Raw genomic sequence first — 24,880 nt, forward strand, 5'->3', positions numbered from 1 at the left:
TTCAGCGGGCCTTCCGGCGGCGCAGACCCGCCATCAGAGCCAGCCCGCCCAGCATAAGCAGGGCCGACGACGGGACCGGAACCGGCGAAGGCTCGGGCTCTTGCGGCGGCTGCGGCGCAGGCGGCAGGTCCGTGATCGGGGTCTTGGGACCGCGTCCAGGCGGTTTCGGCGTGATCGGCGTCGGAGTCGGCGTCACGCCACCTGTGATGATCACATCGCCGCCCTTCGGGAAGCCGCCGAACGGGTTGGGACCCACAGAGTCCAGCAGGCTCGGCACTTCCGGTTTTTCCGGGGTCGACAGCGCCGCGAGCGCCTGCTCGCAGACCCCGAGATACCGCTGGTCGCCGCTGTCATAGCTGCAGATCGCGACCGGAGCGAGGCCGAGGCAGCCCTTCACCGCGTTGGGTTCCATCGGCACGTTCGAATTGGCCGCGATGCTGATCCGCACGTCGCGGCGGCCATTGCGGAAATCGCCATCGAAGATACCGGGGACATAGGCGCGCGAAACCTTGCCGTGCTTGTCGAAGGCCACAAATACCTTGTCGGTCTGCGAGAAGAACCCCGTCGTCTGGCTGATCTTGGCAACATGGAGCTCGCCCGGTTCGTCGGCCATCCGGCAATCCTGCAGCTCGCCCAGCGTCGCCAGCGGGCTGGTCACGGGATCGGCCTGAAAGCGCATGGTGATCAGCGTGCTCGGCACCTGCGCCGCATCCGGCTTCAGTTCGGCCTTGCAGGCGGCCAGGTCGTTCAGGTCCGGAACTTCGATGCGGTCGGTCACCACGTGATCGTTGTCACGCGACACCGCCACCAGCTGAGGGCGTAGGCCGGCACGGAAGGCGGCGGCAAGAACGGCCGCCCGCTCGCCGGTGATCGACAGCGAGTCCGTGCTGTCTTCCAGCACATCGCTCAGATCCCAGTCGATATCGCCAAAGGTCATGCGGATCGGACGGTCGGCGCGCGGGCTGTATTTCAGCTGAATGCGAAAGCGCAGATCGCCAGTTTCGGGCGCGATGGCCTGGATCGAGGTTGCCGGGCTGCGGCGGATACGGGCAAAGTCCAGGACCGTTCCGTCGGTGTCGACATAGGTCGACTCCTCGATCAGGATCCTTGCGCTGACGACACAGCTGGTATCGCTATTCGTCCGCACAACAGAGGCCCCGGTGTCCAGGAAGGTCTGGATGATCGCCGGACCAACGCTGCCCATGCTGGCCACACTGTCGTCGGGAACCGGCATCTGCGTCGCCGCTGCCGGAAGGGGCATCCCCGTCAGCGCCGCGACCAGCATCCCGCATTTCAGGATGCGCCGCGCGAAGGAAGAGAACTCGTTTACCATTTTTACTACCACCGGACCGGACGCCCCCTGCCTCGGCCCAAATTTCGATGCACTTGCCCAAGTCTGATGTGACAACTCCGAGGCGGAATCGAACAATTTCGTGTCTTTGTCCCCGGACGAAAGACACTCCTCCCCGATCAACGGGAAATGTTATCGAATAGCGCGCCAATCTCGGAAACAGCGCCCTGCGCTCGAATGGCCCGAAGGCGAATCGGTCGTCCGAGACACGGGCAAATCGGTGTTATGCCGCCCGCAGACCACCGGTCGGCCCGGGTTGCCGACGCCCGCCGCGCGCGACATACTGAAACCGGCCTCAGGCCCCAGCCCGCACCCCGTGCGATCCCGTCTTGTCGCGGGCGCTGTGACGTTTGGCCCGAAACCCCGGAAAAGAGGCGTAATATGCACTATTTGCATAATACACACGCCAATTCGCATTTGAACTCGGCCAGACCTGTTGCGAGACTTACCAATGGACGCATACAAGCGAAGGCACCGAGAGCGCCCGACAGGTGCCGGCCGACGCCGCGTTCCAAGCGAATACAGGCCAGGGAATCATCATGAAAGTCGCAATTGCCAGCTTCGAATTCGAGGGCAACAGCCTGTCGCTGAGGGTGGCTCATAAGGAAGATTTCGCTCGTTTCGGCCTTTTTCGCGGCCAGGACATCATCAAGGCGGCCACTGGCAAACAACTTGCCGTGACCGGCGGCCTCGACACGCTGACCTCCGCCGGGGCCGAAATAGTGCCGATCTTCATGTCGCGCTGCGTCTCGGGTGGACATGTCGACGACGCCTTCTATGACGAGGTCGTGGACATCATCGCCGATGGCATCACGGCAGCCCTGCCGCTCGACGGCGTCTATCTCGCGCTGCACGGCGCCATGATCTGCGCCACCGAGAAAGACCCGGAGGGCGGTGTGATCCGGGCCGTGCGCGACCGGCTGGGCGATCCTTCCATTCCCATTGCGGTCAGCCTCGACCTGCACGCCCATGTCTCCCGGCGGATGGCCGACCTGGCCCAGATCATCGTCGGATACGAAACCTATCCCCATGTCGACGCCTACCGCACCGGCGCCTGCGCCGCCGGCCTGCTGGTGCGCGCGATGAAGGGAGAAATCTCGCCGGTGACCCGCATCCGCAAATACAACGCCATAGTGCCCGTGCTGGGCGGCGCGACGCTGGGCGACGAGCCGATGGCCCAGGTCGCAGCCCTCTCCCGCGCGATCGAGGCCGACGGGCGGGCGCTTTCTGTCAGCTATTTCCCCGTCCAGCCCTGGCTCGACATGGCCGATGTCGGAATAACCGGCCTTGCCATCACCGATGGCGACCCCGCCGCCGCCGATGCGACCGCGCAAGAGGTGCTCGACGCGATGTGGGACCGCCGCCGCGCCTTCGAGCTCCCCGCGATGACCCCGGCCGAGGCGGTGCGCGCGGCCACGGCCGCCCCGGGGCGCACGCTGATCGTCGATGCCCCCGACGCGATGGGAGCGGGCGCGCAAGGCGACTCCCCCGCGCTGCTTGGCGCACTCCTCGACATCTCGCCGGACACGCCGTCGGCTGTCTTCATCGTCGATCCCGACACCGCCGCCAAAGCGTTCGAGCTTGGCGAAGGCGCCGAGGCGGATTTCGGTGTCGGCGCCAAGCAGGACGACCGATGGTTCAGCCCGGTCCCCGTGCGCGCCACCGTCGAACGGCTCTGCGACGGCAGCTTCACCTATTCCGGTGGCCCGGCTGCGGGTGCGACCGTCTCAACCGGGCCCACCGCCGTGCTGCGCGCCGGCGGGGTGCAAATCCTGGTGGGCAGCCTGCCCTTCTACGAACACATGGACGAGCATTACGCCGCCTGCGGCATCGACATCGCGACCTGCAAGATCGCCTCGTTCAAGAACCTGATGAATTACCGAAAGCTGCTGGGCCCGGACGTGCAGTATATTCCGATCCACGGCCCCGGCGGTGCGCCCCTGCGCCTCCAGGACGTGGCTTGGGAGAACCGCATCCGCCCCTTCTGGCCCGCGGACGACATGGCGGCGCCGGAACCTGCGCCCGAAACGACATAAGAGCGGACATATCTAATCCATTCGCCCACCCTCAGGAAGGAAATTGAAATGATTACCAGACGTTCCATTCTCGGCGCCGCAGCGGCCACGCCGCTGCTCTCCCTGCCCTCGCTGGCGCAGAACAAGACCAAGGTCCTGCGCTACGTGCCCAGTTCCAACCTGACGATCCTCGATCCGGTCTTCACCCCCGCGGCGGTGTCGATCACGCATGGCTACTGCGTCTTCGACACGCTCTACGGCATGGACGGCAATCTTCAGCCCGTGCCCCAGATGGCCGCCGGGCACACCGTTTCGGACGACGGGCTGACCTGGGAGATCACCCTGCGCGACGGCCTGATGTTCCATGACGGGGAGCCGGTGCGCGCGCAGGACTGCGCCGCCAGCCTCGCCCGCTGGGCCAAGCGCGACGGTTTCGGCCAGGCCCTGGGCGCTGCGACCGAGAGCTTTTCAGCCAAGGACGACAAGACCATCGTCATCAAGCTCACCCGCCCCTTCGGACGCCTGCTCCACGCCATCGGCAAGCCGCACTCCTCGCCCGCGATGATCATGCCGGAACGCCTGGCGCAGACCGACATTTCCGAACAGGTGACCGAGATGGTCGGCTCGGGCCCCTTCAAATGGGTGGCCGACGAATTTGTCTCGGGCGACCGCATGGTCTATGAAAAATTCGAAGGCTACGTCCCGCGCAGCGAACAGGCGGCCTGGACCTCGGGCGGCAAGGTCGTCAACTTCGACCGCGTGATCTGGCAGGTCATCCCCGATCCCGCCACCGCCGCCGCCGCCATCCAGGCCGGCGAAGTCGACTGGATCGCCTCGATCCTGCCCGATCTCGCCCCGCTGGTCGAAGCCAGCCCCGACGCCAAGCTGTTCCGGCAGGATCCCTTCGGCCTCGTCTCGGTCATGCGGTTCAACCACCTTCAGGCGCCATTCAACAACGTCGACATCCGCCGCGCGGTGCTCAAGGCCATCGACCAGACGCCATACATGCAGGCTGTCACCGCCAGCGACGCCAACCGCCAGCAGTGCCTCGCCTCCTTCCCCTGCGGCTTGCCGGGCGTGAACGAGCTGGGTGAAGGCATCATCGCCTCGCTCAACATCGAGGAGGCCAAGCAGGCGCTCAAGGATGCCGGCTACAACGGCGAAAAGGTCGTGATCCTGAACCCGACCGACATCGCCTCGATCCACCCGCACGGGCTGATCACGGCGGACATCCTGACCAAGATCGGCATGAACGTCGACCTTCAGGACACCGACTGGGGCACCGTCGTCCAGCGCCGCGTCTCGAAGGAGCCGGTCGAGAACGGCGGCTGGAGCATCGCGCACACCAACTGGCCGGCCATCTCCATCGACAATCCGGCAACCAACGCCACCACCCGCGGCCTCGGCGAAAAAGGCTGGTGGGGCTGGTACAAGGACGACGAGATGGAAGAGACCGTTGCCGCCTGGCTCTCGGCCCAGTCCGACGAAGAGGCGCAACAGCTCTTCGACAAGGCCCACGCCCGCGCGCTCGATCAGGTGCCGACCGTGCCGCTCGGCCAGACCTTCCAGGACGGCGCCGTGCGCTCGAATCTGACCGGCCTGCTGCAGGCCTCGGTCAGCCTGTTCTGGAACGTCGACCGCGCCTGAACCACCCGAGGGGCGCCCGTCAGCCGGGTGCCCCTCGCCTTTGCCCAAGGACCGAAGCCGCATGAGCGCCTACATTCTCAGACGCATCCTGTCGACGATCCCGGTCGTCCTTTTCGTGATGATCTTCGTCTTCAGCCTGCTCTATCTGGCCCCGGGCGACCCGGCCGCAATCCTCGCCGGCGATCAGGCCACGCAGCAGGACATCGAGAACATCCGCAGCCAGCTCGGCCTCGACCGCAGCTTCCCCGTGCGTTTCGCCGAATGGGCCCTCAACGTCTTCCGCGGCGATTTCGGCACCTCGATCTTCACCAAGGAACCGGTCACCCAGATGATCCTGCAAAGGGTCGAACCGACGATCTCGTTGATGGTCGTCACTCTTGTCATCGCTCTGGTGATCGCCATTCCCATGGGCGTCGTCGCCGCCTGGAAACGCGGCTCGATGCTCGACCGGTTGATCATGCTCTTCGCGGTTCTCGGCTTTTCTGTGCCGGTGTTCGTGGTTGGCTACGTCCTGGCCTGGACCCTCGCACTACAGCTCGGCTGGCTGCCGGTACAGGGCTACAAGCCGATTGCCGAGGGCATCTGGCCCTGGATCCACAGCCTGATCCTGCCTGCCGCCACCCTTTCAGGCGTCTACATCGCCCTCATCGCCCGCATCACCCGCGCCACCATGCTCGAGATCCTCCAGCAGGATTACATCCGCACCGCACGCGCCAAGGGGGCTGCCGGACACACCGTCCTCTATGTCCACGCGCTGCGCAATGCGCTGGTGCCCATCGTGACGGTGGTCGGTCTCGGGATCGCACTGATGATCTCGGGCGCGGTGGTGATCGAGACCGTCTTCGCGCTGCCCGGCCTCGGCCGCCTGACAGTCGAGTCGATCCTGCGGCGCGACTATCCCGTGATCCAGGCGATCATCCTGATCTTCAGTTTCGTCTATGTCATCATCAACCTGCTGATCGACCTCAGCTATACCCTGATCGACCCGAGGATCCGCTATTGACCGCCCAGACCACGCGCCCCGACGCGGAGTTTGCCGCCGCCCCCGACCGGCCGCAGATCCTCACCCCACCGCCACAGCGCAGCCGGACGATGGCCCTGCTGGTCGAACATCCGACCCTGTGGATCGGCGCCATCCTGCTTCTGCTCGTCACGCTGATGGCAGTTTTCGCCCCCCTGGTCGCCACCACCGATCCCGCCGCTCTGAACCCCGCCATGCGGGTCAAGCCGCCCTCGGCCGCCGCCTGGTTCGGAACCGACATGCTGGGACGCGACATCTATTCGCGCACCGTCTACGGCGCCCGGGTCTCGCTGATGGTCGGGGCCGGCGTGGCGATCTGCGCCTCGGTCATCGGACTGGCCATCGGTCTGCTGTCGGGATTCCTGCGCTGGGCCGACAACATCGTCATGCGGGTGATGGACGGGCTGATGTCGATCCCCGCCATTCTGCTCGCCATCGCGCTCATGACCCTGATGCGCGGCGGCTCGATCTTCAACGTTATCCTCGCCATCACCATTGCCGAAATCCCGCGCGTCGCCCGGCTGACCCGCTCGGTCGTCCTGTCGGTGCGCGAACAGCCCTATGTCGAGGCCGGCACAGCCTGCGGCACCAGCACACTCGGCATCATCTGGCGCCACATCATGCCCAACACTCTGGCGCCGCTTTCGGTCCAGGCGACCTATATCTGCGCCTCTGCCATGATCACCGAGGCCATCCTCAGCTTCATCGGCGCCGGGATGCCGTCGTCAGTCCCCTCGTGGGGCAACATCATGGCCGAGGGCCGCGCGCTCTGGCAGGTGAAGCCCAGCATCGTCTTCTTCCCGGCGATCTTCCTGTCGGTCACGGTCCTTGCGGTCAACCTGCTGGGCGACGGGCTGCGAGACGCGGTCGATCCCCGGCTCGCGAAACAGGTGTGAGCATGGCCCTTCTCGAAGTCCGCGATCTCCAGATTCACTTCCGAACCGCCACCAGCGTCAACCGCGCCGTCGACGGGCTGAGCTTTGACATCCACGCCGGCGAGGCGCTGGCCGTGGTCGGCGAATCCGGCTGCGGCAAGTCAGTGACCTCCATGTCGATCCTGCGCCTCCTGCCCACGCCTCCGGGCAAGATCGCCGGACACATCAACTTCCGCGGCGAGGATCTGCTCAAGGCCTCCGACCGCCGCATGCGCAAGCTGCGAGGCTCGGAGATCGGCATGATCTTTCAAGAGCCGATGACCTCGCTCAATCCGGTCTTCACGATCGGCCAGCAGATCGGGGAATCGGTGCGCCTGCACGAAAAGGCCAGTCGCGCCCAGGCGCGTGAGCGCGCGATCGAGATGCTGCGCCTCGTCGGCATTCCCTCGCCCGAGCGCCGGGTGGACGAATATCCGCACCAGCTCTCCGGCGGGATGCGCCAGCGCGCGATGATCGCCATCGCGCTTGCCTGCAATCCGGCGCTTCTTGTGGCGGACGAACCCACAACCGCGCTCGATGTGACCATTCAGGCACAAATCCTCGACCTGATGCAGGACCTGCGCCGCAAGGTGGGCTCGGCCGTCATGCTGATCACCCACGATCTGGGCGTGGTCGCCGAATTCGCCGAACGCGTGCTGGTCATGTATGCCGGCCGCAAGGTGGAAGAGGCGAAGGTCGCCGACCTGTTCCGCAATCCGCGCCACCCCTATACTCAGGGCCTGCTCAATGCCGTGCCGAAGCTCGGTTCGTCGCTCAGCCCGCAGGGCTCGGGCCGCCTCGCCGAGATCCCGGGACGGGTGCCCGACCTTTCCAAACCCTTGCGGGGCTGCGCCTTCGCCGACCGCTGCCCGATGGCGCAGGACGTTTGCCGCCGCATCGACCCGGCGCTCGAAGCCAAGGCGCCGAACCACCTGGCCGCCTGCCATTTCGCGCCGAGAGAGGCCTCCGCCGCATGACGCAAGTCCCGCATCTCATCGAAGTCCGCAATCTGGTGAAGCGCTTCCCCCTCGGCGGCGGCCTGTTCGGGCGCTCGGACAAGGCGGTGCACGCCGTCAGCGACGTCAGCTTCCACATTGCGCGCGGCGAAACGCTGTCGCTGGTCGGCGAATCCGGTTGCGGCAAGTCCACGGTCGGCAAATGCCTCGCCCAGCTGATTCCGCTGACCGCAGGCGAGATCACGCTGGACGGTAAACGCATCGACGGGCTCAGCCGCGCCCAGCTCAAACCCGTGCGCAAGCGCCTGAACGTGGTCTTTCAGGACCCCTTCTCCTCACTGAACCCCCGGATGACGGTCGAGGACCTGGTGGCCGAACCCCTGCGAAGCCACGGCATGGCCCGCAGCCGCAGCGAACGCCAGAATCGCGTCGGCGATCTTCTGGAACAGGTCGGCCTCCCGCGCGAGGCGATGGCGCGCATGCCGCACCAGTTCTCGGGCGGCCAGCGTCAGCGCATCTGTATCGCCCGTGCGCTCGCCTCTGAACCCGATATCATCATCTGCGACGAAGCCGTCTCCGCCCTCGACGTCTCGGTGCAGGCGCAGATCATCAACCTGCTGATGGACCTGCAGAAAAGCCTCGGGCTGGCCTTGCTCTTCATCTCGCACGACCTTGCCGTCGTCGAACACATGAGCGACCGCATCGCGGTCATGTACCTCGGCCGCATCATGGAGATCGCCGACCGCGAGTCGATGTTCCGGCACCCGCGCCACCCCTACACCAGGGCGTTGCTTTCTGCCGTGCCCCTGCCCGATCCCGGTGCCGCGCGGGACCGAGTCGTTCTGACGGGCGACGTGCCCAGCCCGATCGACCCGCCCAGCGGCTGTTACTTCCGCACCCGCTGCCCGATGGCCACCGAACGCTGCGCCAGCGAAGTGCCCGCGCTGCGCGAGATGGCGCCGGGCCACCAAAGCGCCTGCCACTACGCCGAATCCGTCTGAGCCAAAAGAAAAAACCCCGGACTCGGTCCGGGGCCATTTCCCAACAATCCGGTCTGAGGTCGCCCCATCAGGCCCGGGGCGGCAGGCGGATGTCAGCGGTGCGCGCGTGGGCCTCCATCCCTTCCAGCCGCGAGATCCGCGCCGTCACCTCGGCCACCCGCCGCGCCGCCTCGGCCGTCGACCGCTGCCAGGTCACCGTCTTCAGGAACTTGTGCACCGACAGCCCGCCGGTGTACCGCGCCGCGCCCGAGGTGGGCAGCACATGGTTCGGCCCCGACGCCTTGTCGCCAAAGGCCACGGTCGTCTCGGCCCCCAGGAACAGCGAGCCGTAGGATCTCAGCCGCCCCAGCCACCAGTCCAGGTCCTCGGCCTGCACGTGCAGATGCTCGGGCGCATAGCGGTCGGCCATCGCCGCCATCTCCTCGCGCGTGGAGCAGACCACGATCTCCGAAAGACTGGCCCAGGCCGCCTGCGCCGATCCGGCATTGGACTCGGGCAACGTTTCGATGAGGCCCGGGATCATCTCCAGCACCGCCTGCGCCAGTCCCGCGTCATCCGTCACCAGCCAGACCGGCGAATCCGCGCCATGTTCCATCTGGCCCACCATGTCCCAGGCCACCGTCTCGGCCTGCGCGCTCTGGTCGGCGAGGATCAGGCTGTCGGTGGGCCCCGCCACCATGTCGATGCCGACACGGCCGAACAGCTGACGCTTCGCCTCCGCCACCCAGCTGTTCCCGGGCCCGGCCAGCACATCCACGGCCGGCACGCCGAAAAAGCCGAAGGCCATCGACGCAATCGCCTGAACCCCACCCATCCGCAGGATCCGGTCGGCCCCGGCCAGGTGCATCGCATAGGCCATCTCGTCCGAAATCCCCGTCTCGCCCCGCGGCGGTGAACTGGCGGCGACGAAATCGACCCCCGCCGCCTTGGCCGTGGTGATCGTCATCAGCGCCGAGGCAACATGGCTGAACCGCCCGCCCGGCGCATAGCACCCCGCGCCCAGCACGGGGATCGACTTCTGCCCGGCATGAAACCCCGGCGCCATCTCCACTTCCATGTCGGTCAGCGTCGCGCGCTGCGCCTCGGCAAAGCGGCGGATATTTGCATGGGCAAACTCGATGTCCTCGCGCACCGCCGGGGACAGCCGTGCCGTGGCGGCCTCGATCTCGTCAGGTCCGACCACGATGGCGCCGTCCCACTTGTCGAACTGCCGGGCATAGCGCAGCGCCGCCGACTCGCCGCCCTGTTCGATGTCCAGCAGGATTTCTGTCACCTTGTCCCTCAGGTCGATCTGAAGCCGGGGGGAACGGGGCATCGCGGTCTTGAGATAACGAACGGTCATTGGGTCAGTGTGACTCCTGTATTCGAGGAAGAGGTGCCGCCGCCGGCGAAGCCGACACAGGCCGCGACCAGCATGTCGAGGCTGTCCACAAGAGCCAGCGGGCTGTCCGCCAGCCGGGGCGCGACAATCGAGAATTCCGAGCAGCCAATCACCGCAACCTGCGCACCGCGTCCTGCAAGTTCAACCATTGCCGCCCGCAGGACCGGCAGCGCCTCGTCTGCACGCCCCGACTTGATGGCGCGGATCGCGCCCAGAATGCCGTCTCGGTCCGTTGGATAGAACACCTCGCGCCCCAACGCCTCGAAGGCGCGGGCAAAGACACCGGTGACCTCAACGGCAGGCGAGGCAAGAATACCGACCGGCCCCATCGCGCTGCGCCCATGGGCTGCCTGCGCGGTCAGCTCCACCATGTTCAGCATGGGCACCCGGACCGCTGCGGCAATGGCATCGTAATAGCTGTGCGCCGTGTTGCAGGGCATCGCGAGCACATCCGCCCCACTCGTCACCAGCCGGCGCGCCATGTCGATCAGCACCGGCGTCGGGTCCACACCCGTCCCCTCGATCAGATGCGCGATCCGCGAGGGCACCTGCGTGTTGCTGTCCACGAGCAGCGGCAGGTGGTCGGAATCGTCCCGGGCAGGCGTGGCGGCCAGCAAGCGCGACATCAACAGGATGGTGGCCTCGGGCCCCATCCCGCCCAGAATTCCGATCACGCTGCGCCGCTGCCCTTGGTCCTTCATGGCTGTCCTTCCGGCCGGTCAGGCCGCCAGCGTGACAAGTTCCGGTTCGCGAAAGGTCGAGCGGTATCCGAACAGCCCTGCCGATCCGCCGGTGTGCAGAAAGACGATGTTTTCGGCTCCGTCGAAGGTCTTCCTGCGGATCAGGTCGATCAACCCAGCCCCGCCCTTGCCCGAATAGACCGGGTCGAGAAGGATACCTTCATACCGCGCAAACATCTCGATCGCCTCGATGGTCCCCTCGTTGGGAATGCCGTAACCCTTGCCGACATAATCGGTATTGGCAACGACATCCTCGCGCGACACCACGCCTGGACAGCCCAGCTTGTCGGCTGTTGCCTGCGCAAGGGCAAAAACGTTCGCCTCCTGCTTTTCCTTGGGCGCACGCACGCCGATCCCAAGCAGCGGAATGCCGGAATTGATCGCCCGCAGCCCGGTCACCAGCCCCGCCTGCGTTCCGGCAGACCCGGTCGCATGCACAATGCGTGAGATCTTCAACCCCATCTCGTTGGCCTGATTGACCAGTTCCAGCGCGCAATTGGCATAGCCCAGCGCCCCGACCGCGTTCGACCCGCCACCGGGGATGACATAGGGCGACTTGCCCTTCGCCCGTAGCGCCGCCGCAGCGGTCTCGCAGGCCTCGACCATATTGGTGTCGGCCGGCACGTGCTCGACCGTCGCCCCATGCAGCCCGTCCAGCAGGACGTTGCCGTTCAAACGGTAATCGGGATCGTTCGACCGGGTGCGGTCTTCCAGGATCGCGTGGCATTCCAGTCCCAGCCGCGCGCAAAAGGCAGCGGTCTGGCGCACATGGTTCGACTGCGTCGCGCCCTGGGTGATGACCGTATCGGCCCCCTGCGCCAGCGCCTCGCCCATCAGGAACTCCAGCTTGCGCGTCTTGTTGCCGCCCGTGGACATGCCGGTGCAGTCGTCCCGCTTGATCCACAGCCGCGGCCCGCCCAGCGCATCCGAAAGCCGGTTCATCGGTTCCAGCGGCGTCGGCAGGTGGGCCAGTCGAACGCGCTCAAATCGCGCAAAATGCATAGTTTGTCCTCCGGAAAAGCGTCCAAACACAGAATGCCTCAACAAAAATGGCTTCTCAAATGCGAACTTCCCGCTCTATCATGCGAAACTTGCATAATGTGAAGGGGTGCCCGTATGAAACTGGAATGGCTCGAAGACATCGTCGCGATCTTCGAAAGCGACTCTCTGAACGAGGCGGCAAACCGCCGCTACCTGACCCAACCCGCCTTCTCGCGCCGGGTGCGCAGCATCGAGGAGTATCTCGGCGTCGAATTGATCGACCGTTCCCGCAAGCCGGCCCGCCCGACCGAAACGCTGATCGAACAGGAAGACCGCCTGCGCCGCCTGTCATCCGAGCTGAAGGCCCTTGTCGTAGACCTGCGCAAGGCCGAACGCCAGGTCAGTAGCCGCATCGTCATCGCCAGCCAGCACGCGATCACGACCTCGCTTTTGCCGCAGCTGATCGCCGACAGCCTCGGCGCGCTCGGCTACAAGATCCGCCTGCGCTCGGCAAACCGATCCGAATGCTGGGGCATGCTCATCACCAAGGAGGCGGATCTGGTCCTGACCTACAAGGCGATGAGCGAACTCGCCCATCCGCCCGAGGAATACGCCGAAGAACGGATCATCGCGAAGGAAGACCTGATCCCCGTCGGCACGGCATCGATGCGCCCCCTGATCGCCGACGGGCACCTGCCCGTGATCGCCTATCCCTCCGACGTCTTCCTCGGCAAGCTCATCGACACCGAGGTCAACCCGCACATCCCGCCCGAAATCACCCCCGAGGTAAGGGTCGAAACCGCGCTGACCGTCGCCGCCATGCAGCTTGCGGCCAGCGGCGTTGGCATTGCCTGGATTCCGCAGTCGATGCTTCACACCCTGCCGACGCGCAGCGCCCTGCAAAGCTATGCAGACATGCTCCCGACCCCGCGCCTCGCGACGGCCGCCACCCGGCTGATCGGCCGCAAATCGGCGGCCGAAGACCGCATCTGGTCGGAACTCGCCGTTCTCGAGGTCCGCTAGCTCATCCCTGTCCGCGCGCGGCCAGCGCCGCCGCGCGCATCTGTGACAGCGACTGCCGCGGTGTCAGCGCCTCGGCCGAGATGTTCAGGTCCAGCACCGCCCCGGTCTTCGACGCCAGCGCCCGCTCGAACGCCGCCGCAAAATCCTCGGTCCGCTCCACCCGCTCGCCGTGATAGCCATAGGCCCGCGCCAGCGCCCCGAAATCCGGGTTCTGCATCGACGTGCCCGATACCCGCCCCGGGTAATGCCTCTCCTGATGCGCCCGGATCGTGCCGTATATGCCATTGTTCAGGATCAGAACGATCGGCTGCGCCCCCGCCTGCATCGCTGTGCCCAGTTCCTGGCAGTTCATCTGGAAATCTCCATCCCCCGCAAAACAGACCACCGTCCGCTCGGGATGGGCGATCTTGGCCGCCACCGCCGCCGGCAAGCCATATCCCATCGCGCCCGACTGAGGAGCAAGCAGCCGCGCCTTGGGTCCGAAGGGAAAGAACTTGTTCGGCCAGACCGCAAAATTCCCCGCCCCGTTCGTCAGGATCACGTCCTCGGGCAGGATCGCGCGCAGATGCGCCATGACCTTGCCCATGTCCACTGGCGAATCGAGATCGGGCAGGTCCAGCGCCGCCTCATAGGCCGCCCGCCCCTCGGCACGCCAGTCGGCCCAGTCGCCCCGTACCGGTTCCTGCGCCAGCGCCAGGGCAAAGGCGTTCGGCCCGGCCTGAATGCCGATCTCCGGCTGATACACCTTGCCGATCTCCAGATCCGACCCATGCACGTGGATCAGCCGCTGCTTCGGCAGCGGCACATCCAGCACCGTATAGCCATCGGTCGAGTTCTCGCCAAAGCGGCAGTTCACGGCCAGGATCGCATCGGCCTGCGACAATAGCTTCTTGACCGACGGCACCATGCCGACCCCCGCCTCGCCACAGAACACCGGCGAGCGGTTGTCGAACTGGTCCTGATATCGGAAGACGTTGACCACGGGGATGTCCGACGCCTCGGCAAAGGCCTGCAGCGCGGCGCTGCCCGCGGCGGTCCAGTTGCAGCCGCCATACAGAATCACCGGCCGCCGGGCCTCTGACAGGATTGCGCGGGCCTTGTCCATGGCGCGCGCCGCCGGCTCGGGCTCGGGAATGTCGGCCGGGCCGGTCAGGGCCGCGGCCTCGGTCAGGTCGGTCAGCATGTCCTCGGGCAGTGCAATCACCACCGGCCCCGGGCGGCCCGTCGTGGCCGTCTTCCAGGCCCGGGCGATAATCTCGGGGATCCGCCCGATGTCGTCGATCTCCACCGCCCATTTCGCCATCGTGCCGAAAACGGCGCGATAGTCGATCTCCTGAAAGGCCTCGCGCCCCTTCATGTCAGTGCCGACCTGCCCGACCATCACGATCATCGGCGCCGAATCCTGCATCGCCGTGTGAATGCCGATCGAGGCATTGGTTACGCCGGGTCCGCGCGTGACAAGGCACAGGCCGGGCGAACCGGTGAGCTTGCCCCAGGCCGCCGCCATGAACGCCGCCCCGCCCTCGTTGCGGCACAGCACGAAGTCGAGCTTGCCATTGGTGTCATGCAACGCATCCAGCACCGCGAGATAGCTTTCCCCCGGCACGCCAAAGGCCTTCCGCCCGCCCAATGCGATCAAGCAATCCACCAGAAGCTGTCCACCGTTGCGCATCGCCGTCTCCATCCTGCTAGATGCCTTCGTCACCGGCTTCGCCCTGCGGCAAAACCAGGCCCGGTGTGTCACCGTCTGGCCCCCCTTGTCCATCGCCAAGCCTCGGATCCACAGCTCAACCAGCGATTTTTTTCGCTTCGGGCCGTGCCAGAGGTGTCAGCCGGGCCGCGCTCGCTCGATGATATTGGGATAGCGACCGACCTACAGCCGAGAATGCAAACTGCTCCGCCACCCGAAAGCGCTTCGGGCGCAGCTAATTTCACATTTTCGGGGTAAATGGTGCGGTCGAGAAGACTCGAACTTCCACTCCGGTTAAGGAACAGCGACCTCAACGCTGCGCGTCTACCAATTCCGCCACGACCGCACATCTAGGCTTGGTAGCGGGGGCTATAACCGAGGGGGCGAAGCTTGTGAAGAGGCAAATATGCACGATTTTCGTGCGCGGGGGTGAGTCCCGTCGGCGGCCGCCCTATGTTAACAGATCGAAGACCTCCCGCCGCGAAGGAGCCGCGCCATGAGTTTGCCAACCGTTCAGGTCGATATCGTTTCGGATGTCGTCTGCCCTTGGTGCTATGTCGGATTTCGCCAGCTGGAACAGGCGCTTGGCCAGACCGGGCTTGGCGCCATCGTCCGCTGGCATCCGTTCGAGCTGAATCCCGACATGGGCCCCGAAGGCCAGAACCTGCGGGAACATCTGATGGAGAAATACGGCATCACCGTCGAACAGAGCCAGGCCGCCCGGGCACGTCTGGGCGCTGTCGGCAAGGAGGTGGGAATCGATTTCCGGTACAGCGACGACATGCGCATGGTGAACACCTTCGCCGCGCATCAGTTGCTCGACTGGGCGATGGAGCAGAACCTGCAGCATCCGCTCAAGCTCGCCCTGTTCCGCGCCTATTTCACCGAAGGACGCGATGTGTCCGACATCGACGTTCTGGTGGAAGTTGCGCAGTCCGTCGGCCTCGACCCGGCCGAGGCGCGCCAGATCATCGAAAGCGGCAGCCGCGCGGCCGAGACCCGAGAGAAGCTCGGCACCTGGATCGAGAACGGCATCACCGGCGTGCCCGCAATGATCTTTGGCGGCAAATACCTGGTGACCGGCGCGCAGGGGGTCGAGAACTATGTGAAGGTCCTGCAACGCTGCGCCGCCGAGGCTGCGTGATGGAGTGGATCACCACGCCGGGCCTCACCTCCTATGACGCGGCTCTGGCCACGATGGAGGCGCGCGTGGCAGGCATCGCGGCGGGCACGGCCGAGGAATGCATCTGGTTCCTCGAACATCCCCCGCTCTACACCGCCGGGACCAGTGCGCGCCCCGAGGATCTCACCGATCCGCACCGCTTTCCGGTGCATCAGGCCCGGCGCGGCGGGCAATATACCTATCACGGCCCGGGCCAGCGGGTGGTCTATGTCATGCTCGACGTCGGCGCGCGCGGGCGCGACGTGCGCTGCTTCGTCGATGCCCTTGAACGCTGGGTGATCGCCGCCCTTGCCCGCTTCAACGTGACCGGCCACATCCGCCCGGGCCGCGTCGGCGTCTGGGTCGAACGCCCCGAGAAACCGCCCGCGCCCGATGGCGGACCGGCCGAGGACAAGATCGCCGCCATCGGCATCCGCCTGCGCAAATGGGTCAGTTTCCACGGCATCGCCATCAACGTCGAGCCGGACCTCACCCATTTCGACGGCATCGTCCCCTGCGGAATCCGCGACCATGGCGTCACCAGCCTGGTCGACCTCGGCCTGCCGGTGACTATGGAGGACCTCGACCTCGCCCTGCGCGAGACCTTCGATCAGGTCTTCGGGGCGGGGATGAAATGCGCGCTGAAGTCGGCCTAGCGGCTCAGACCCGCAGCCGCCAGCCCGTGCGGAAGATCCACCAGATGACCGCAAGGCACAGCCCGGTGAACAGGGCGATGGCCAACAGGCTCATCCCCACCGGCACATCCGCCATCCCGAAGAACGCCCAGCGAAATCCCGAGATGAGGTAAAGCACCGGGTTGAACAGTGCGATGGTCTGCCAGACCGGCGGCAGCATCGACACCGAATAGAACGACCCTCCCAGGAAGATCAGCGGCGTCACGATCAGCAGCGGCACCAGCTGCAGCTGTTCGAAGTTCTTGGCCCATATCCCGATGATGAACCCCATCAGCGCAAAGCTGAGACAGGTCAGCAGAAGGAAGGCCACCATCGCCACCGGATGCGCCACCGACATGTCGACGAACAGCGTCGATGTGGCCAGGATCACCACCCCGATGAACAGCGACTTGGTCGCCGCCGCACCGACATAGCCGGTCACGATCTCGATGAAACTCACCGGGGCCGAGAGGATCTCGTAGGTCGTGCCGATGAACTTCGGGAAGTAGATCGCGAAGGACGCGTTGGAAATCGCCTGCGTAATGACCGACAGCATCACCAGCCCCGGCACTATGAACGCGCCATAGCTCACGCCCTCCACTTCCTCGATCCGGCTGCCGATGGCCGCGCCGAACACGACGAAATACAGCGAGGTCGAAATCACCGGCGACAGGAAGCTTTGCAGCAGCGTCCGGAAAAAGCGCATCATCTCATAGCGATAGATGGCGCGGATGGCGGTCAGGTTCATTGCGCGTTCTCCCGCACCAGATCGACGAAGATGTCCTCAAGGCTCGATTGCCGCGTCTGCACGTCGCGCAGCCTCAGCCCGGCCGCGGCGAGATCGTTCAGCAGCTGCGTCAGCCCGGTGCGTGGCCCGCGCGTATCGTAGGTATAGACCAGCGAATGCCCGTCCCCGCCCACCACCAGGTTCTGATGGGCCAGCGCCTCGGGCACCGCATCCAGCGGCTCGGCCAGTTGCAGTTCGATCTGCTTCTTGCCCATCCGGTCCATCAGCGAGGCCTTCTCCTCGACGAGCAGGATTTCCCCCTTGGCGATCACACCCACCCGGTCGGCGATGGCCTCGGCCTCTTCGATGTAATGCGTCGTCAGGATGATGGTGACACCCTGCGCCTTCAGTTCGGCCACGATGTCCCACATGTCCTTGCGCAGTTCCACGTCCACCCCGGCGGTCGGCTCGTCCAGGAACAGCACCCGCGGCTCGTGGCTCAGGGCCTTGGCGATCAGCACCCGGCGTTTCATTCCGCCCGACAGCTCGTTGATCCGCGCCGTCCGCTTGTCCCACAGCGACAGTCGCTTCAGGATGCGCTCGATCAGCGCGTCGTTCTTCGGCTTCCCGAACAGCCCGCGCGACAGGCGCACCGTGTTCCACACCTTCTCGAAGGGCTCCAGGGCCACTTCCTGCGGCACCAGGCCGATCATCTCGCGCGCGGCGCGATAGTCGCGCTGAATGTCGTGCCCGCCCACCGTGACGCTGCCCGAGGTCGGATTGACGATGCCGCAGACGGTCGCGATCAGCGTTGTCTTGCCCGCGCCGTTGGGCCCGAGCAGCGCGAGGATCTCGCCCTCCTCGATGTCCAGCGTCACGCCCTTCAGCGCCACCTGGCCCGAGGCATAGGATTTCTTTAGATCACGAATTGAAAGAATGGCTGACATGTTCGGGCCCTTTCGATCTCAGGCAGATAGCCCTTGGTGTTGTTCCGGCCAAGTCTGGGGCGCGCACAGGGGGGTGTGCGGCCTTGAAGACCATGGGCGCTAGACTTGCGCCGTGACCGACCGGAAGCCGGCGCAGGCGTCCGGATTGCCGTCGCAGCAATCCTCCAGCAGGAAAGCCACCAGCCCGTTCACCGCCGCGAAATCCGGCGCGTAGAGGATTTCGCGGTGCCGCCGTTCGGACGTGACCAGCCCCGCCCGTTTCAAGGCCGACAGATGGCCGGACAGGGTCGATGGCTTCATGTCCAGCGCCTTGCCGACCTCCATCGCGGGCGTGCCGCGGGGCCCGCGCCGCACGAGCAGGCGAAACACCGCCAGCCGTCCCGCATGGGCCAGCGCACCCAGCGCGTCTATTGCCAGAGCATCATCCATATTTCGGGATTATGCGAAATGAAGACAGTTGACAAGGGTCGGCACAGACCGCTAAGCACCCATCAATTCGTGTTTACGCGAAATGAAGAAACGCTTTGCCTCGACTGTGATCCGCTCCATGTCCAATTCCGAATTCCCCGCCCCCATGGGCCGCTTCGAACGTCTCCTGTCGCTCTGGATCGCGCTGGCCATAGCCGGCGGCATCCTGCTCGGCGCTGTGGCACCCGGCCTGTTCGGCGCAATCGCCGCCGCCGAGGTTGCCTCGATCAACATCGTCGTGGCGGTGCTGATCTGGGCCATGGTCTATCCGATGATGATTGGCGTCGATTTCGGCGCCGTCAAAGGCGTGGCCCGCCAACCGCGGGGCCTTCTCGTGACGCTGGTCATCAACTGGCTGATCAAGCCCTTCACGATGGCGCTGCTTGCCGTGCTATTCTTCGACCACATCTTCGCCCCGCTGATTTCGCCCCAGGACGCCGCGCAATACACCGCCGGGCTGATCCTACTGGGCGCGGCCCCCTGCACCGCGATGGTCTTCGTCTGGTCGCAGCTGACCCGGGGCGATGCCACCTATACCCTCGTGCAGGTCTCGGTGAACGATCTGATCATGGTCGTGGCCTTCGCCCCCATCGTCGCCTTCCTGCTCGGCGTGACCGAAATCGCTGTGCCCTGGTCCACGTTGATCCTGGCCACCCTGCTCTATGTCGTCCTGCCCCTGGCGGCCGGCATGGCGACCCGGCGCGCCCTTGGCAATCCGCAGGCCATCGAGGCCTTCACCGCCCGCATCAAGCCCTGGTCGATGATCGGCCTGATCGCCACCGTGGTCATCCTCTTCGGCTTGCAGGGCGGCGTCATCCTCGACCGCCCCATCGTGATCGCGCTGATCGCCGTCCCGATCCTGATCCAGAGCTACGGCATCTTCGCGCTGGCCTACGGCGCCGCCTATGCGCTGCGCATTCCCCACCGCATCGCCGCCCCCTGCGCGATGATCGGCACGTCGAACTTTTTCGAACTGGCAGTGGCGGTGGCCATCTCGCTTTTCGGCCTGAATTCCGGCGCAGCGCTCGCCACAGTGGTCGGCGTGCTGGTCGAGGTTCCGGTCATGCTCTCGCTCGTCGCCTTCGCCAATCGCACCCGAGCCCGCTTTCCCGATACTCCTGCAAGGGTCTGATCCATGATCGTCATCCATCACAATCCGGACTGTGGCACCTCGCGCAACGCGCTCGCCTTCCTGCGGGCCGGCCGTGAAGAGGTTGTCGTGATCGACTATCTGACAGAAGGCTGGACCCGTTCGCAGCTTCTCGGCTTGTTCGCCGCCGCCGGCCTCACCCCGCGCGAGGCGCTGCGCACCTCGAAAACGCCGGCGGCCGAACTGGGTCTGCTCGACGAGGCCGTCTCCGATGATGCCCTGCTCGACGCGATGGTCGCCCATCCGGTGCTGGTGAACCGCCCCATCGTCTGCACGCCCAGGGGCGTCAGGCTCTGCCGACCGTCCGAAGCGGTCTTCGACCTGATGGAAACCCTGCCGCCTGGCCCCGTCTGCAAGGAGGACGGAAAGATGGTGATCGACGCCTCGGGCCGACGGCTCTAGGCCCGTTCACCGCGTCCGCGCAACCTCGATCCACCCCGTTTCAAGCACAGCAGTATCTGCGCAAAAAATAGGCACTCATCAAAAACGTCGGGGAATCAATACGTTGACCCCCCGTCCTAGCTGGGACATTCCTGTGACCCGGCTCAGCTCCGCCCGGTCAGTCGCCCCAGCCAGCCCTTCTTCTCTCCCTCCGGCTCCCCTTCCGGGGGCTCCTGCGGCCCCTCCAGATGAGTCACCAGCCGGGTGAAGAATTCATCCGCCATCTTCTTGGCAAAGCCGTCGATCAGCCGGCTGCCCAGCTGCGCCAGCTTGCCTCCGACCTTCGCCTCGACGTCATAGGCCAGCAGCGTGCCGCCCTCGATGGCGCTCAACGTGACCACCGCACCGCCCTTGGCGAACCCGGCCGCGCCGCCCTTCCCTTCGCCGGTGATGGTCAGCTTTTCATTCTCCACCATGTCCGACATCGTGACCTGCCCCGTGAAGGTCGCCTTCACTGGCCCCACTTTCTGCACCACGGTCGCGGTATAGCCCTCGTCCGGATTGCCCGTCACTTCCTGCGCGCCGGGCACACAAAATTTGAGCACCTCGGGATCCAGAAGCGCGCCATAGACGGTGGCCGGATCGGCCTTGATCTCGCGCTGTTCGCTCATCTGCATGGTCGTATTCCTCCTGCGGGCCTGTCCTGATCTACCCCAACGCGTCCGCGCGGCCAAGGTCCCTCCTCGGCCATTCACCACGTACCCCGATCATGATAGGGCCGTGGCATCGAGAGAAGAGGCAGCCATGCAGACGCAACCGATCAACCGCCCTGGCGCGGCCATCGCCTTTGTCCTCGTCGCCATGCTGGCGATCTCGGCCAACGACGTGATGATCAAGGCGCTCTCGGGCGGCTATGCGCTGCATCAGGTGGTGTTCCTGCGCTCGGCCATCGGCATCGTCTTCGGGCTCATGATGGTACAGTTCGAGGGCGGGCTCTCACTGCTCCGCACCCGCACACCGCTCCTTCATGCGCTGCGCGGGCTGCTGGTCGTGATCTCGAACATGACGTACTTCTGCGCTCTCGCCGTACTGCCGCTGGCCGATGTGACCGCCCTCTTCTTTGTCGCGCCGCTCTTCATAACCCTGCTCTCGATCCCCTTCCTGGGCGAGAAGGTCGGCCCGCTGCGTCTTGGGGCCGTCGCCTTCGGGTTTGCCGGCGTGGTGATCATGCAGCGACCCTGGGCCAGTTCCGAAGTCCTCGGCGTCAGCCGCTGGGTGATGTCCCTGCCGGTGCTCTCGGCGCTCTGCTACGCGATCCAGCAGATCCTGACCCGAAGGTTGGGCATCTCGACACGCGCCTCGGTGCTTACGGTCTACATTCAGGCCACCTTCATCGTGGTCTCGCTCGCCTTCTGGTTGGTAGCCGGCGATGGCCGTTATGCCGAACATACCCCCAACGCCAGCCTGATTTTCCTGCTGCGTGCCTGGGTGATGCCGTCCGGGTCGGACTGGTGGCTGCTGATCGGATTGGGCCTCAATTCCACGGTCGTCGGCTATTGCCTCAGCCAGGCCTACCGCTCGGCCAGCGCCGCCACCGTCGCTCCTTTCGAATACGCCGCACTGCTTCTGGCCGTGTTCTGGGGATGGGTCTTCTTCGCCACCCTGCCCGGCCTGCCGGTCTGGATCGGCATGGCCATGATCGTCGCCTCGGGCCTGTTCGTCTTCTTCCGCGAAAAGGTGAAGGCTCGGGCCGTCGCCCGCGCTGCGGGCATACGGCGGCGATGATCCCTTCGCGTTGACAGACCGGCACCTGACTGGCAGCTTCCAGCCACTACATTGAAAAGGCTGATCAACATGGATGTCCGCGACCGCTTTGAGCTGAAATTTGAAAATGGCGCGCTGACCCTTCCGGTGACCATGCCCAACGTCACCCTGGTCCAGATGCTGGATGCAAACGACGACGGGATAAGCGACGTTCTGATCGCCAGCGACAATTACGGCGACGACAGCCGCGACTATCCCGCCTATCTTCTGCTGGGCGCGTCGGACGGCACCTTTTCGATGGGCGCGCAGCTGCCCGGGCGCTATGTGCCGCGCGACATGACGACCGGGGACTTCAACGGCGACGGCATGACCGACTTCTTCGTGGCCTATACCGGACCTGACACGAATCCGGCCCCGGGCGAACGCGATGTGCTGATGCTGAGCGACGGCAAGGGCGGCTGGAAACCGACAGCCTTTCCCAACCCCGCAAACGGATTCTCGCATTCGGTGACCTCGGGCGATATTGACGGCGACGGCGACCTCGACATCTACGTTCAGACCAACGGCAACGGCGACAACGCCCAGCCCTTCCTCCTTCTGAACGACGGCAGCGGCGGCTTCACCCTGAACCGCACCCTCCTGCCCGAAAGCCTGGCGATCCAGAACGACTGGTCCAGCATGCACCGCGCCCATTGGGCCGAATTCGCCGATCTGAACGGCGACGGTCTGGTCGATCTGATCACCGGCAAGCAGGAACAGCCGGGAACGCCACGCGCCTCGATGGTCTATTTCAACACGGGGGGACGCTATGACGACAGGCGGGCGATCGTGGTGCCGGATCATCCCAGGCTGAAGGACGCGGAAGAGGTCATCTCGATCCGTACGGCCGATCTCGACAATGACGGCAAGGACGAGCTGATCGTTCTGGGACAGGGCCGCCGCGACGGGCTGGGTTATACGCCCGAATACGCCATCCAGGTCTTCAAGGTAGGGGCAAAAGGCGCCCTGTTCGATCAGAGCGCGCGATGGTTCGGTCCGGACGCAGGCTATTTCGAGGGCGGCAATCTGCCCTACTTTCTCGATATCCGCGATGTGAACGGCGACGGGCTGCTCGACGTCCTGCCCTTCATGCCTGGCGGCGGAATGGACTCGGCCAACGTGCCGGTCGTGCTGCTGAACGGCGGCCAAGGTGTCTTCGAAACGATCACCGCCGCCGATATCGACCCCGACCGCACCTTCATGTTCGGCAACAGTTCGCTTCCGTTGATGGTTGACGGCGATCTGCGGTTCTACAGCTTCGATGTGCAGAACGGTGATCAGCTCGGATACGGCGTCTATCTCCAGACAGCGCCCTTGCCGGATTTCACCCCCCGCATCTGGCGTGAGGGCAATGCCGGAAACAACACCTTCCCCGGCGGCGCCGGCGACGACTGGCTGTTCGGGCGCGCGGGCAACGACGCGATCCGCGGACGCTTGGGCGCGGATGAGATTCGGGGCGGCACAGGAAACGACCGCCTCTGGGGCCAGGCAGGTGCCGACCAGTTGCACGGCGAGGCCGGAGCCGACACACTCTCCGGCGGCGCGGGCAACGACGTGCTGCGCGGCGGAGCCGGACGGGATGTGCTGATCGGCGGCAACGGCAGGGACCGGCTGTTCGGCGAGGCGGGGCCGGACGTGCTGCGCGGTGGCGCGGGCGCAGATCACTTCTTCTTCCGCAAGGCCTACGGCACCGACCGGATCGCCGATTTCCAGGACGACGTGGACAAGATCCATCTCTCCAAGACTCTGGGCATCACGTCGGCCGCAGACGCCATGTCGCACGCCGTCCAGCAGGAGGGACGCGTTGTCTTGAGTTTCGACACTGGCGACACCCTGATCGTGACCGGCGCGACGCTGGATCAGCTGCAGAACGACCTGGTTTTGTTCTAAAATCCGCTCAGCGGTTTCGCCGGGGCAGCGGCTCGTTCCGGGTCCAGTCCCAGGTGCCACTGTCGCGTTCTCTGACTGCCTGCTTCCAGCCCACTGACTCGGCACGGTCCTTGAAATGGATGCCTTCGGGCGAGTGCCGGGTGATCCCGTCAAAGATCGTCGCCAGCCGCTGGGTCTGCATCAGGCCCGTCGCCTCGATCGCCTGGTTGATCACCATCTTCTGCATCGCCAACTGATTGATCGGCACCGATGCCATCCGCGCCGCCAGCTGTTCCACCTCGTCGTCCAGTTCCGCCGCGGGCACCGCCTTGAGCACCAGCCCGATGTCAGCCGCCTCGCGGCCGGTGATGCGGTCGCCGGTGAACAGCATCCGCTTTGCCCGCTCGGCGCCCAGCCGATAGACCCACATCGCCGTGGTTGGACAGCCCCAGACGCGGGCCGGCATATAGCCGATCTCGGCCTCCTCGGCCATGATCGTCAGGTCGGCACAAAGGGCAATGTCCGAGCCTCCCGCCACGGCGAAGCCGTGCACCTTGCAGACGACCGGTTTCATCGCCCGCCACAGCGCCATGAAATGCTGGGTATTGCGCCACATGAAACTGTAATCCCTGATCGGATCCCAGGGCATATCCTGCGTGGCCTGCCCGGCCCCGTTCCCTTCGGCATAAAAGGTCAGATCGTATCCGGAGCAAAAGGCCCTGCCGGCCCCCGACAGCACAATGACATGCACCTCGGGGTCGGCATCCGCGCGGGCCACGGCGGCGGCGAGTTCCACGGGCAACTCGTCATTGATCGCATTCATCACTTCGGGCCGATTCAGGGTGATCCGGGCGATACGGTCGGCAACGTCATAGGTCACCACGGGCATGGGCCATCCTCCTTCTTGAGCTCGGGGCAGAATGCTTCGCCCTTGGGTTGCCTTCAACGGCCGCGCATGCACAAAAAAAAGGCAAATTTT

23 protein-coding genes and 1 tRNA gene are annotated in these 24,880 nt (G+C 65.3%); 13 read left to right on the top strand and 11 right to left on the bottom strand.

Annotated elements, in window-relative coordinates; translation table 11 throughout:
- Position 1: 1 nt before the first annotated feature.
- Positions 2-1,333: a PEP-CTERM sorting domain-containing protein gene (locus tag ACFO5X_RS01125; protein WP_380715087.1), complete on the bottom strand. Its 1,332-nt coding sequence runs from the start codon at positions 1,331-1,333 to the stop codon at positions 2-4.
- 557 nt (positions 1,334-1,890) lie between these two features.
- On the opposite strand from ACFO5X_RS01125, the gene ACFO5X_RS01130 reads away from it, so the two are divergent.
- From ACFO5X_RS01130 to ACFO5X_RS01155, 6 genes are all read left to right on the top strand, one after another.
- The gene (locus tag ACFO5X_RS01130) at positions 1,891-3,387 is read left to right on the top strand and encodes a M81 family metallopeptidase (protein ID WP_380715089.1); all 1,497 of its coding nucleotides are present in this window, start codon (positions 1,891-1,893) and stop codon (positions 3,385-3,387) included.
- Positions 3,388-3,435: 48 nt separating this feature from the next.
- Positions 3,436-5,013, top strand: a complete 1,578-nt coding sequence (locus ACFO5X_RS01135; RefSeq protein WP_380715091.1) for an ABC transporter substrate-binding protein — start codon at positions 3,436-3,438, stop codon at positions 5,011-5,013.
- Positions 5,014-5,074: 61 nt separating this feature from the next.
- The gene (locus ACFO5X_RS01140) at positions 5,075-6,016 is read left to right on the top strand and encodes an ABC transporter permease (protein WP_380715092.1); all 942 of its coding nucleotides are present in this window, start codon (positions 5,075-5,077) and stop codon (positions 6,014-6,016) included.
- Positions 6,013-6,930 (top strand): ABC transporter permease, encoded by a 918-nt coding sequence (locus ACFO5X_RS01145; RefSeq protein ID WP_380715094.1) that lies wholly within the window; start codon positions 6,013-6,015, stop codon positions 6,928-6,930. Before ACFO5X_RS01140 ends, ACFO5X_RS01145 begins: the two co-directional genes overlap by 4 nt.
- A gap of 2 nt (positions 6,931-6,932) precedes the next feature.
- Positions 6,933-7,925, top strand: coding sequence for an ABC transporter ATP-binding protein (locus tag ACFO5X_RS01150; protein ID WP_380715097.1), 993 nt, complete (start codon positions 6,933-6,935; stop codon positions 7,923-7,925).
- Complete coding sequence (locus tag ACFO5X_RS01155; protein ID WP_380715098.1) at positions 7,922-8,905, top strand: ABC transporter ATP-binding protein; 984 nt, start codon at positions 7,922-7,924, stop codon at positions 8,903-8,905. The genes ACFO5X_RS01150 and ACFO5X_RS01155 overlap by 4 nt, the downstream gene beginning before the upstream one ends.
- Before the next feature lie 67 nt (positions 8,906-8,972).
- On the opposite strand, the gene hisD is transcribed toward ACFO5X_RS01155, so the two are convergent.
- The 3 genes from hisD to cuyA are packed head-to-tail and all read right to left on the bottom strand — an operon-like array spanning position 8,973 to position 12,028.
- Entirely contained in the window at positions 8,973-10,247 is a 1,275-nt protein-coding gene (hisD, locus tag ACFO5X_RS01160) for a histidinol dehydrogenase (protein WP_380715099.1), read from the bottom strand.
- Positions 10,244-10,987, bottom strand: coding sequence for a cysteate racemase (cuyB, locus tag ACFO5X_RS01165; RefSeq protein WP_380715100.1), 744 nt, complete (start codon positions 10,985-10,987; stop codon positions 10,244-10,246). Before cuyB ends, hisD begins: the two co-directional genes overlap by 4 nt.
- 18 nt (positions 10,988-11,005) lie before the next feature.
- Positions 11,006-12,028 (bottom strand): D-cysteate sulfo-lyase, encoded by a 1,023-nt coding sequence (gene cuyA / locus ACFO5X_RS01170; protein WP_380715101.1) that lies wholly within the window; start codon positions 12,026-12,028, stop codon positions 11,006-11,008.
- A 114-nt stretch (positions 12,029-12,142) separates the two neighbouring features.
- On the opposite strand from cuyA, the gene ACFO5X_RS01175 reads away from it, so the two are divergent.
- Complete coding sequence (locus tag ACFO5X_RS01175) at positions 12,143-13,030, top strand: LysR family transcriptional regulator (protein WP_380715103.1); 888 nt, start codon at positions 12,143-12,145, stop codon at positions 13,028-13,030.
- A 1-nt stretch (position 13,031) separates the two neighbouring features.
- Here the strand turns inward: ACFO5X_RS01175 and ACFO5X_RS01180 are convergent, their stop codons facing one another.
- Both ACFO5X_RS01180 and ACFO5X_RS01185 read right to left on the bottom strand, forming a co-directional pair.
- Positions 13,032-14,702, bottom strand: a complete 1,671-nt coding sequence (locus ACFO5X_RS01180; RefSeq protein WP_380715105.1) for a thiamine pyrophosphate-binding protein — start codon at positions 14,700-14,702, stop codon at positions 13,032-13,034.
- Between the two features lie 277 nt (positions 14,703-14,979).
- Positions 14,980-15,066 (bottom strand) — tRNA-Leu (locus ACFO5X_RS01185).
- A 150-nt stretch (positions 15,067-15,216) separates the two neighbouring features.
- On the opposite strand from ACFO5X_RS01185, the gene ACFO5X_RS01190 reads away from it, so the two are divergent.
- Both ACFO5X_RS01190 and lipB read left to right on the top strand, forming a co-directional pair.
- Positions 15,217-15,864, top strand: coding sequence for a DsbA family oxidoreductase (locus tag ACFO5X_RS01190; RefSeq protein ID WP_380715107.1), 648 nt, complete (start codon positions 15,217-15,219; stop codon positions 15,862-15,864).
- Complete coding sequence (gene lipB / locus ACFO5X_RS01195) at positions 15,861-16,538, top strand: lipoyl(octanoyl) transferase LipB (RefSeq protein ID WP_380715108.1); 678 nt, start codon at positions 15,861-15,863, stop codon at positions 16,536-16,538. The genes ACFO5X_RS01190 and lipB overlap by 4 nt, the downstream gene beginning before the upstream one ends.
- Before the next feature lie 4 nt (positions 16,539-16,542).
- On the opposite strand, the gene ACFO5X_RS01200 is transcribed toward lipB, so the two are convergent.
- The 3 genes from ACFO5X_RS01200 to ACFO5X_RS01210 form a co-directional block, all read right to left on the bottom strand.
- Positions 16,543-17,304, bottom strand: coding sequence for an ABC transporter permease (locus tag ACFO5X_RS01200; RefSeq protein ID WP_380715110.1), 762 nt, complete (start codon positions 17,302-17,304; stop codon positions 16,543-16,545).
- Positions 17,301-18,230: an ABC transporter ATP-binding protein gene (locus tag ACFO5X_RS01205; RefSeq protein WP_380715112.1), complete on the bottom strand. Its 930-nt coding sequence runs from the start codon at positions 18,228-18,230 to the stop codon at positions 17,301-17,303. The genes ACFO5X_RS01200 and ACFO5X_RS01205 overlap by 4 nt, the downstream gene beginning before the upstream one ends.
- Before the next feature lie 99 nt (positions 18,231-18,329).
- Positions 18,330-18,659 (bottom strand): ArsR/SmtB family transcription factor, encoded by a 330-nt coding sequence (locus ACFO5X_RS01210; protein ID WP_380715114.1) that lies wholly within the window; start codon positions 18,657-18,659, stop codon positions 18,330-18,332.
- Between the two features lie 118 nt (positions 18,660-18,777).
- Here ACFO5X_RS01210 and arsB point away from each other — a divergent pair, with 118 nt between their 5' ends.
- Together arsB and arsC are read left to right on the top strand one after the other, a co-directional pair.
- Complete coding sequence (gene arsB / locus ACFO5X_RS01215) at positions 18,778-19,830, top strand: ACR3 family arsenite efflux transporter (protein WP_380715116.1); 1,053 nt, start codon at positions 18,778-18,780, stop codon at positions 19,828-19,830.
- A gap of 3 nt (positions 19,831-19,833) precedes the next feature.
- The gene (gene arsC / locus ACFO5X_RS01220) at positions 19,834-20,250 is read left to right on the top strand and encodes an arsenate reductase (glutaredoxin) (RefSeq protein ID WP_380715118.1); all 417 of its coding nucleotides are present in this window, start codon (positions 19,834-19,836) and stop codon (positions 20,248-20,250) included.
- A 143-nt stretch (positions 20,251-20,393) separates the two neighbouring features.
- On the opposite strand, the gene ACFO5X_RS01225 is transcribed toward arsC, so the two are convergent.
- Positions 20,394-20,906 (bottom strand): CoxG family protein, encoded by a 513-nt coding sequence (locus ACFO5X_RS01225; RefSeq protein ID WP_380715120.1) that lies wholly within the window; start codon positions 20,904-20,906, stop codon positions 20,394-20,396.
- A 127-nt stretch (positions 20,907-21,033) separates the two neighbouring features.
- Between ACFO5X_RS01225 and ACFO5X_RS01230 the strand changes: the two genes are divergently transcribed.
- A complete protein-coding gene (locus ACFO5X_RS01230; protein ID WP_380715122.1) occupies positions 21,034-22,014 on the top strand; it encodes a DMT family transporter in 981 nt (326 codons plus the stop codon).
- Positions 22,015-22,083: 69 nt separating this feature from the next.
- A complete protein-coding gene (locus ACFO5X_RS01235; RefSeq protein ID WP_380715124.1) occupies positions 22,084-23,922 on the top strand; it encodes an FG-GAP-like repeat-containing protein in 1,839 nt (612 codons plus the stop codon).
- Between the two features lie 7 nt (positions 23,923-23,929).
- On the opposite strand, the gene ACFO5X_RS01240 is transcribed toward ACFO5X_RS01235, so the two are convergent.
- Positions 23,930-24,790: a crotonase/enoyl-CoA hydratase family protein gene (locus ACFO5X_RS01240; protein ID WP_380715125.1), complete on the bottom strand. Its 861-nt coding sequence runs from the start codon at positions 24,788-24,790 to the stop codon at positions 23,930-23,932.
- Between the last annotated feature and the right edge of the window lie 90 nt (positions 24,791-24,880).

The sequence above is a fragment of the Seohaeicola nanhaiensis genome (assembly GCF_042654245.1).
Classification (GTDB): domain Bacteria; phylum Pseudomonadota; class Alphaproteobacteria; order Rhodobacterales; family Rhodobacteraceae; genus Seohaeicola_A; species Seohaeicola_A nanhaiensis.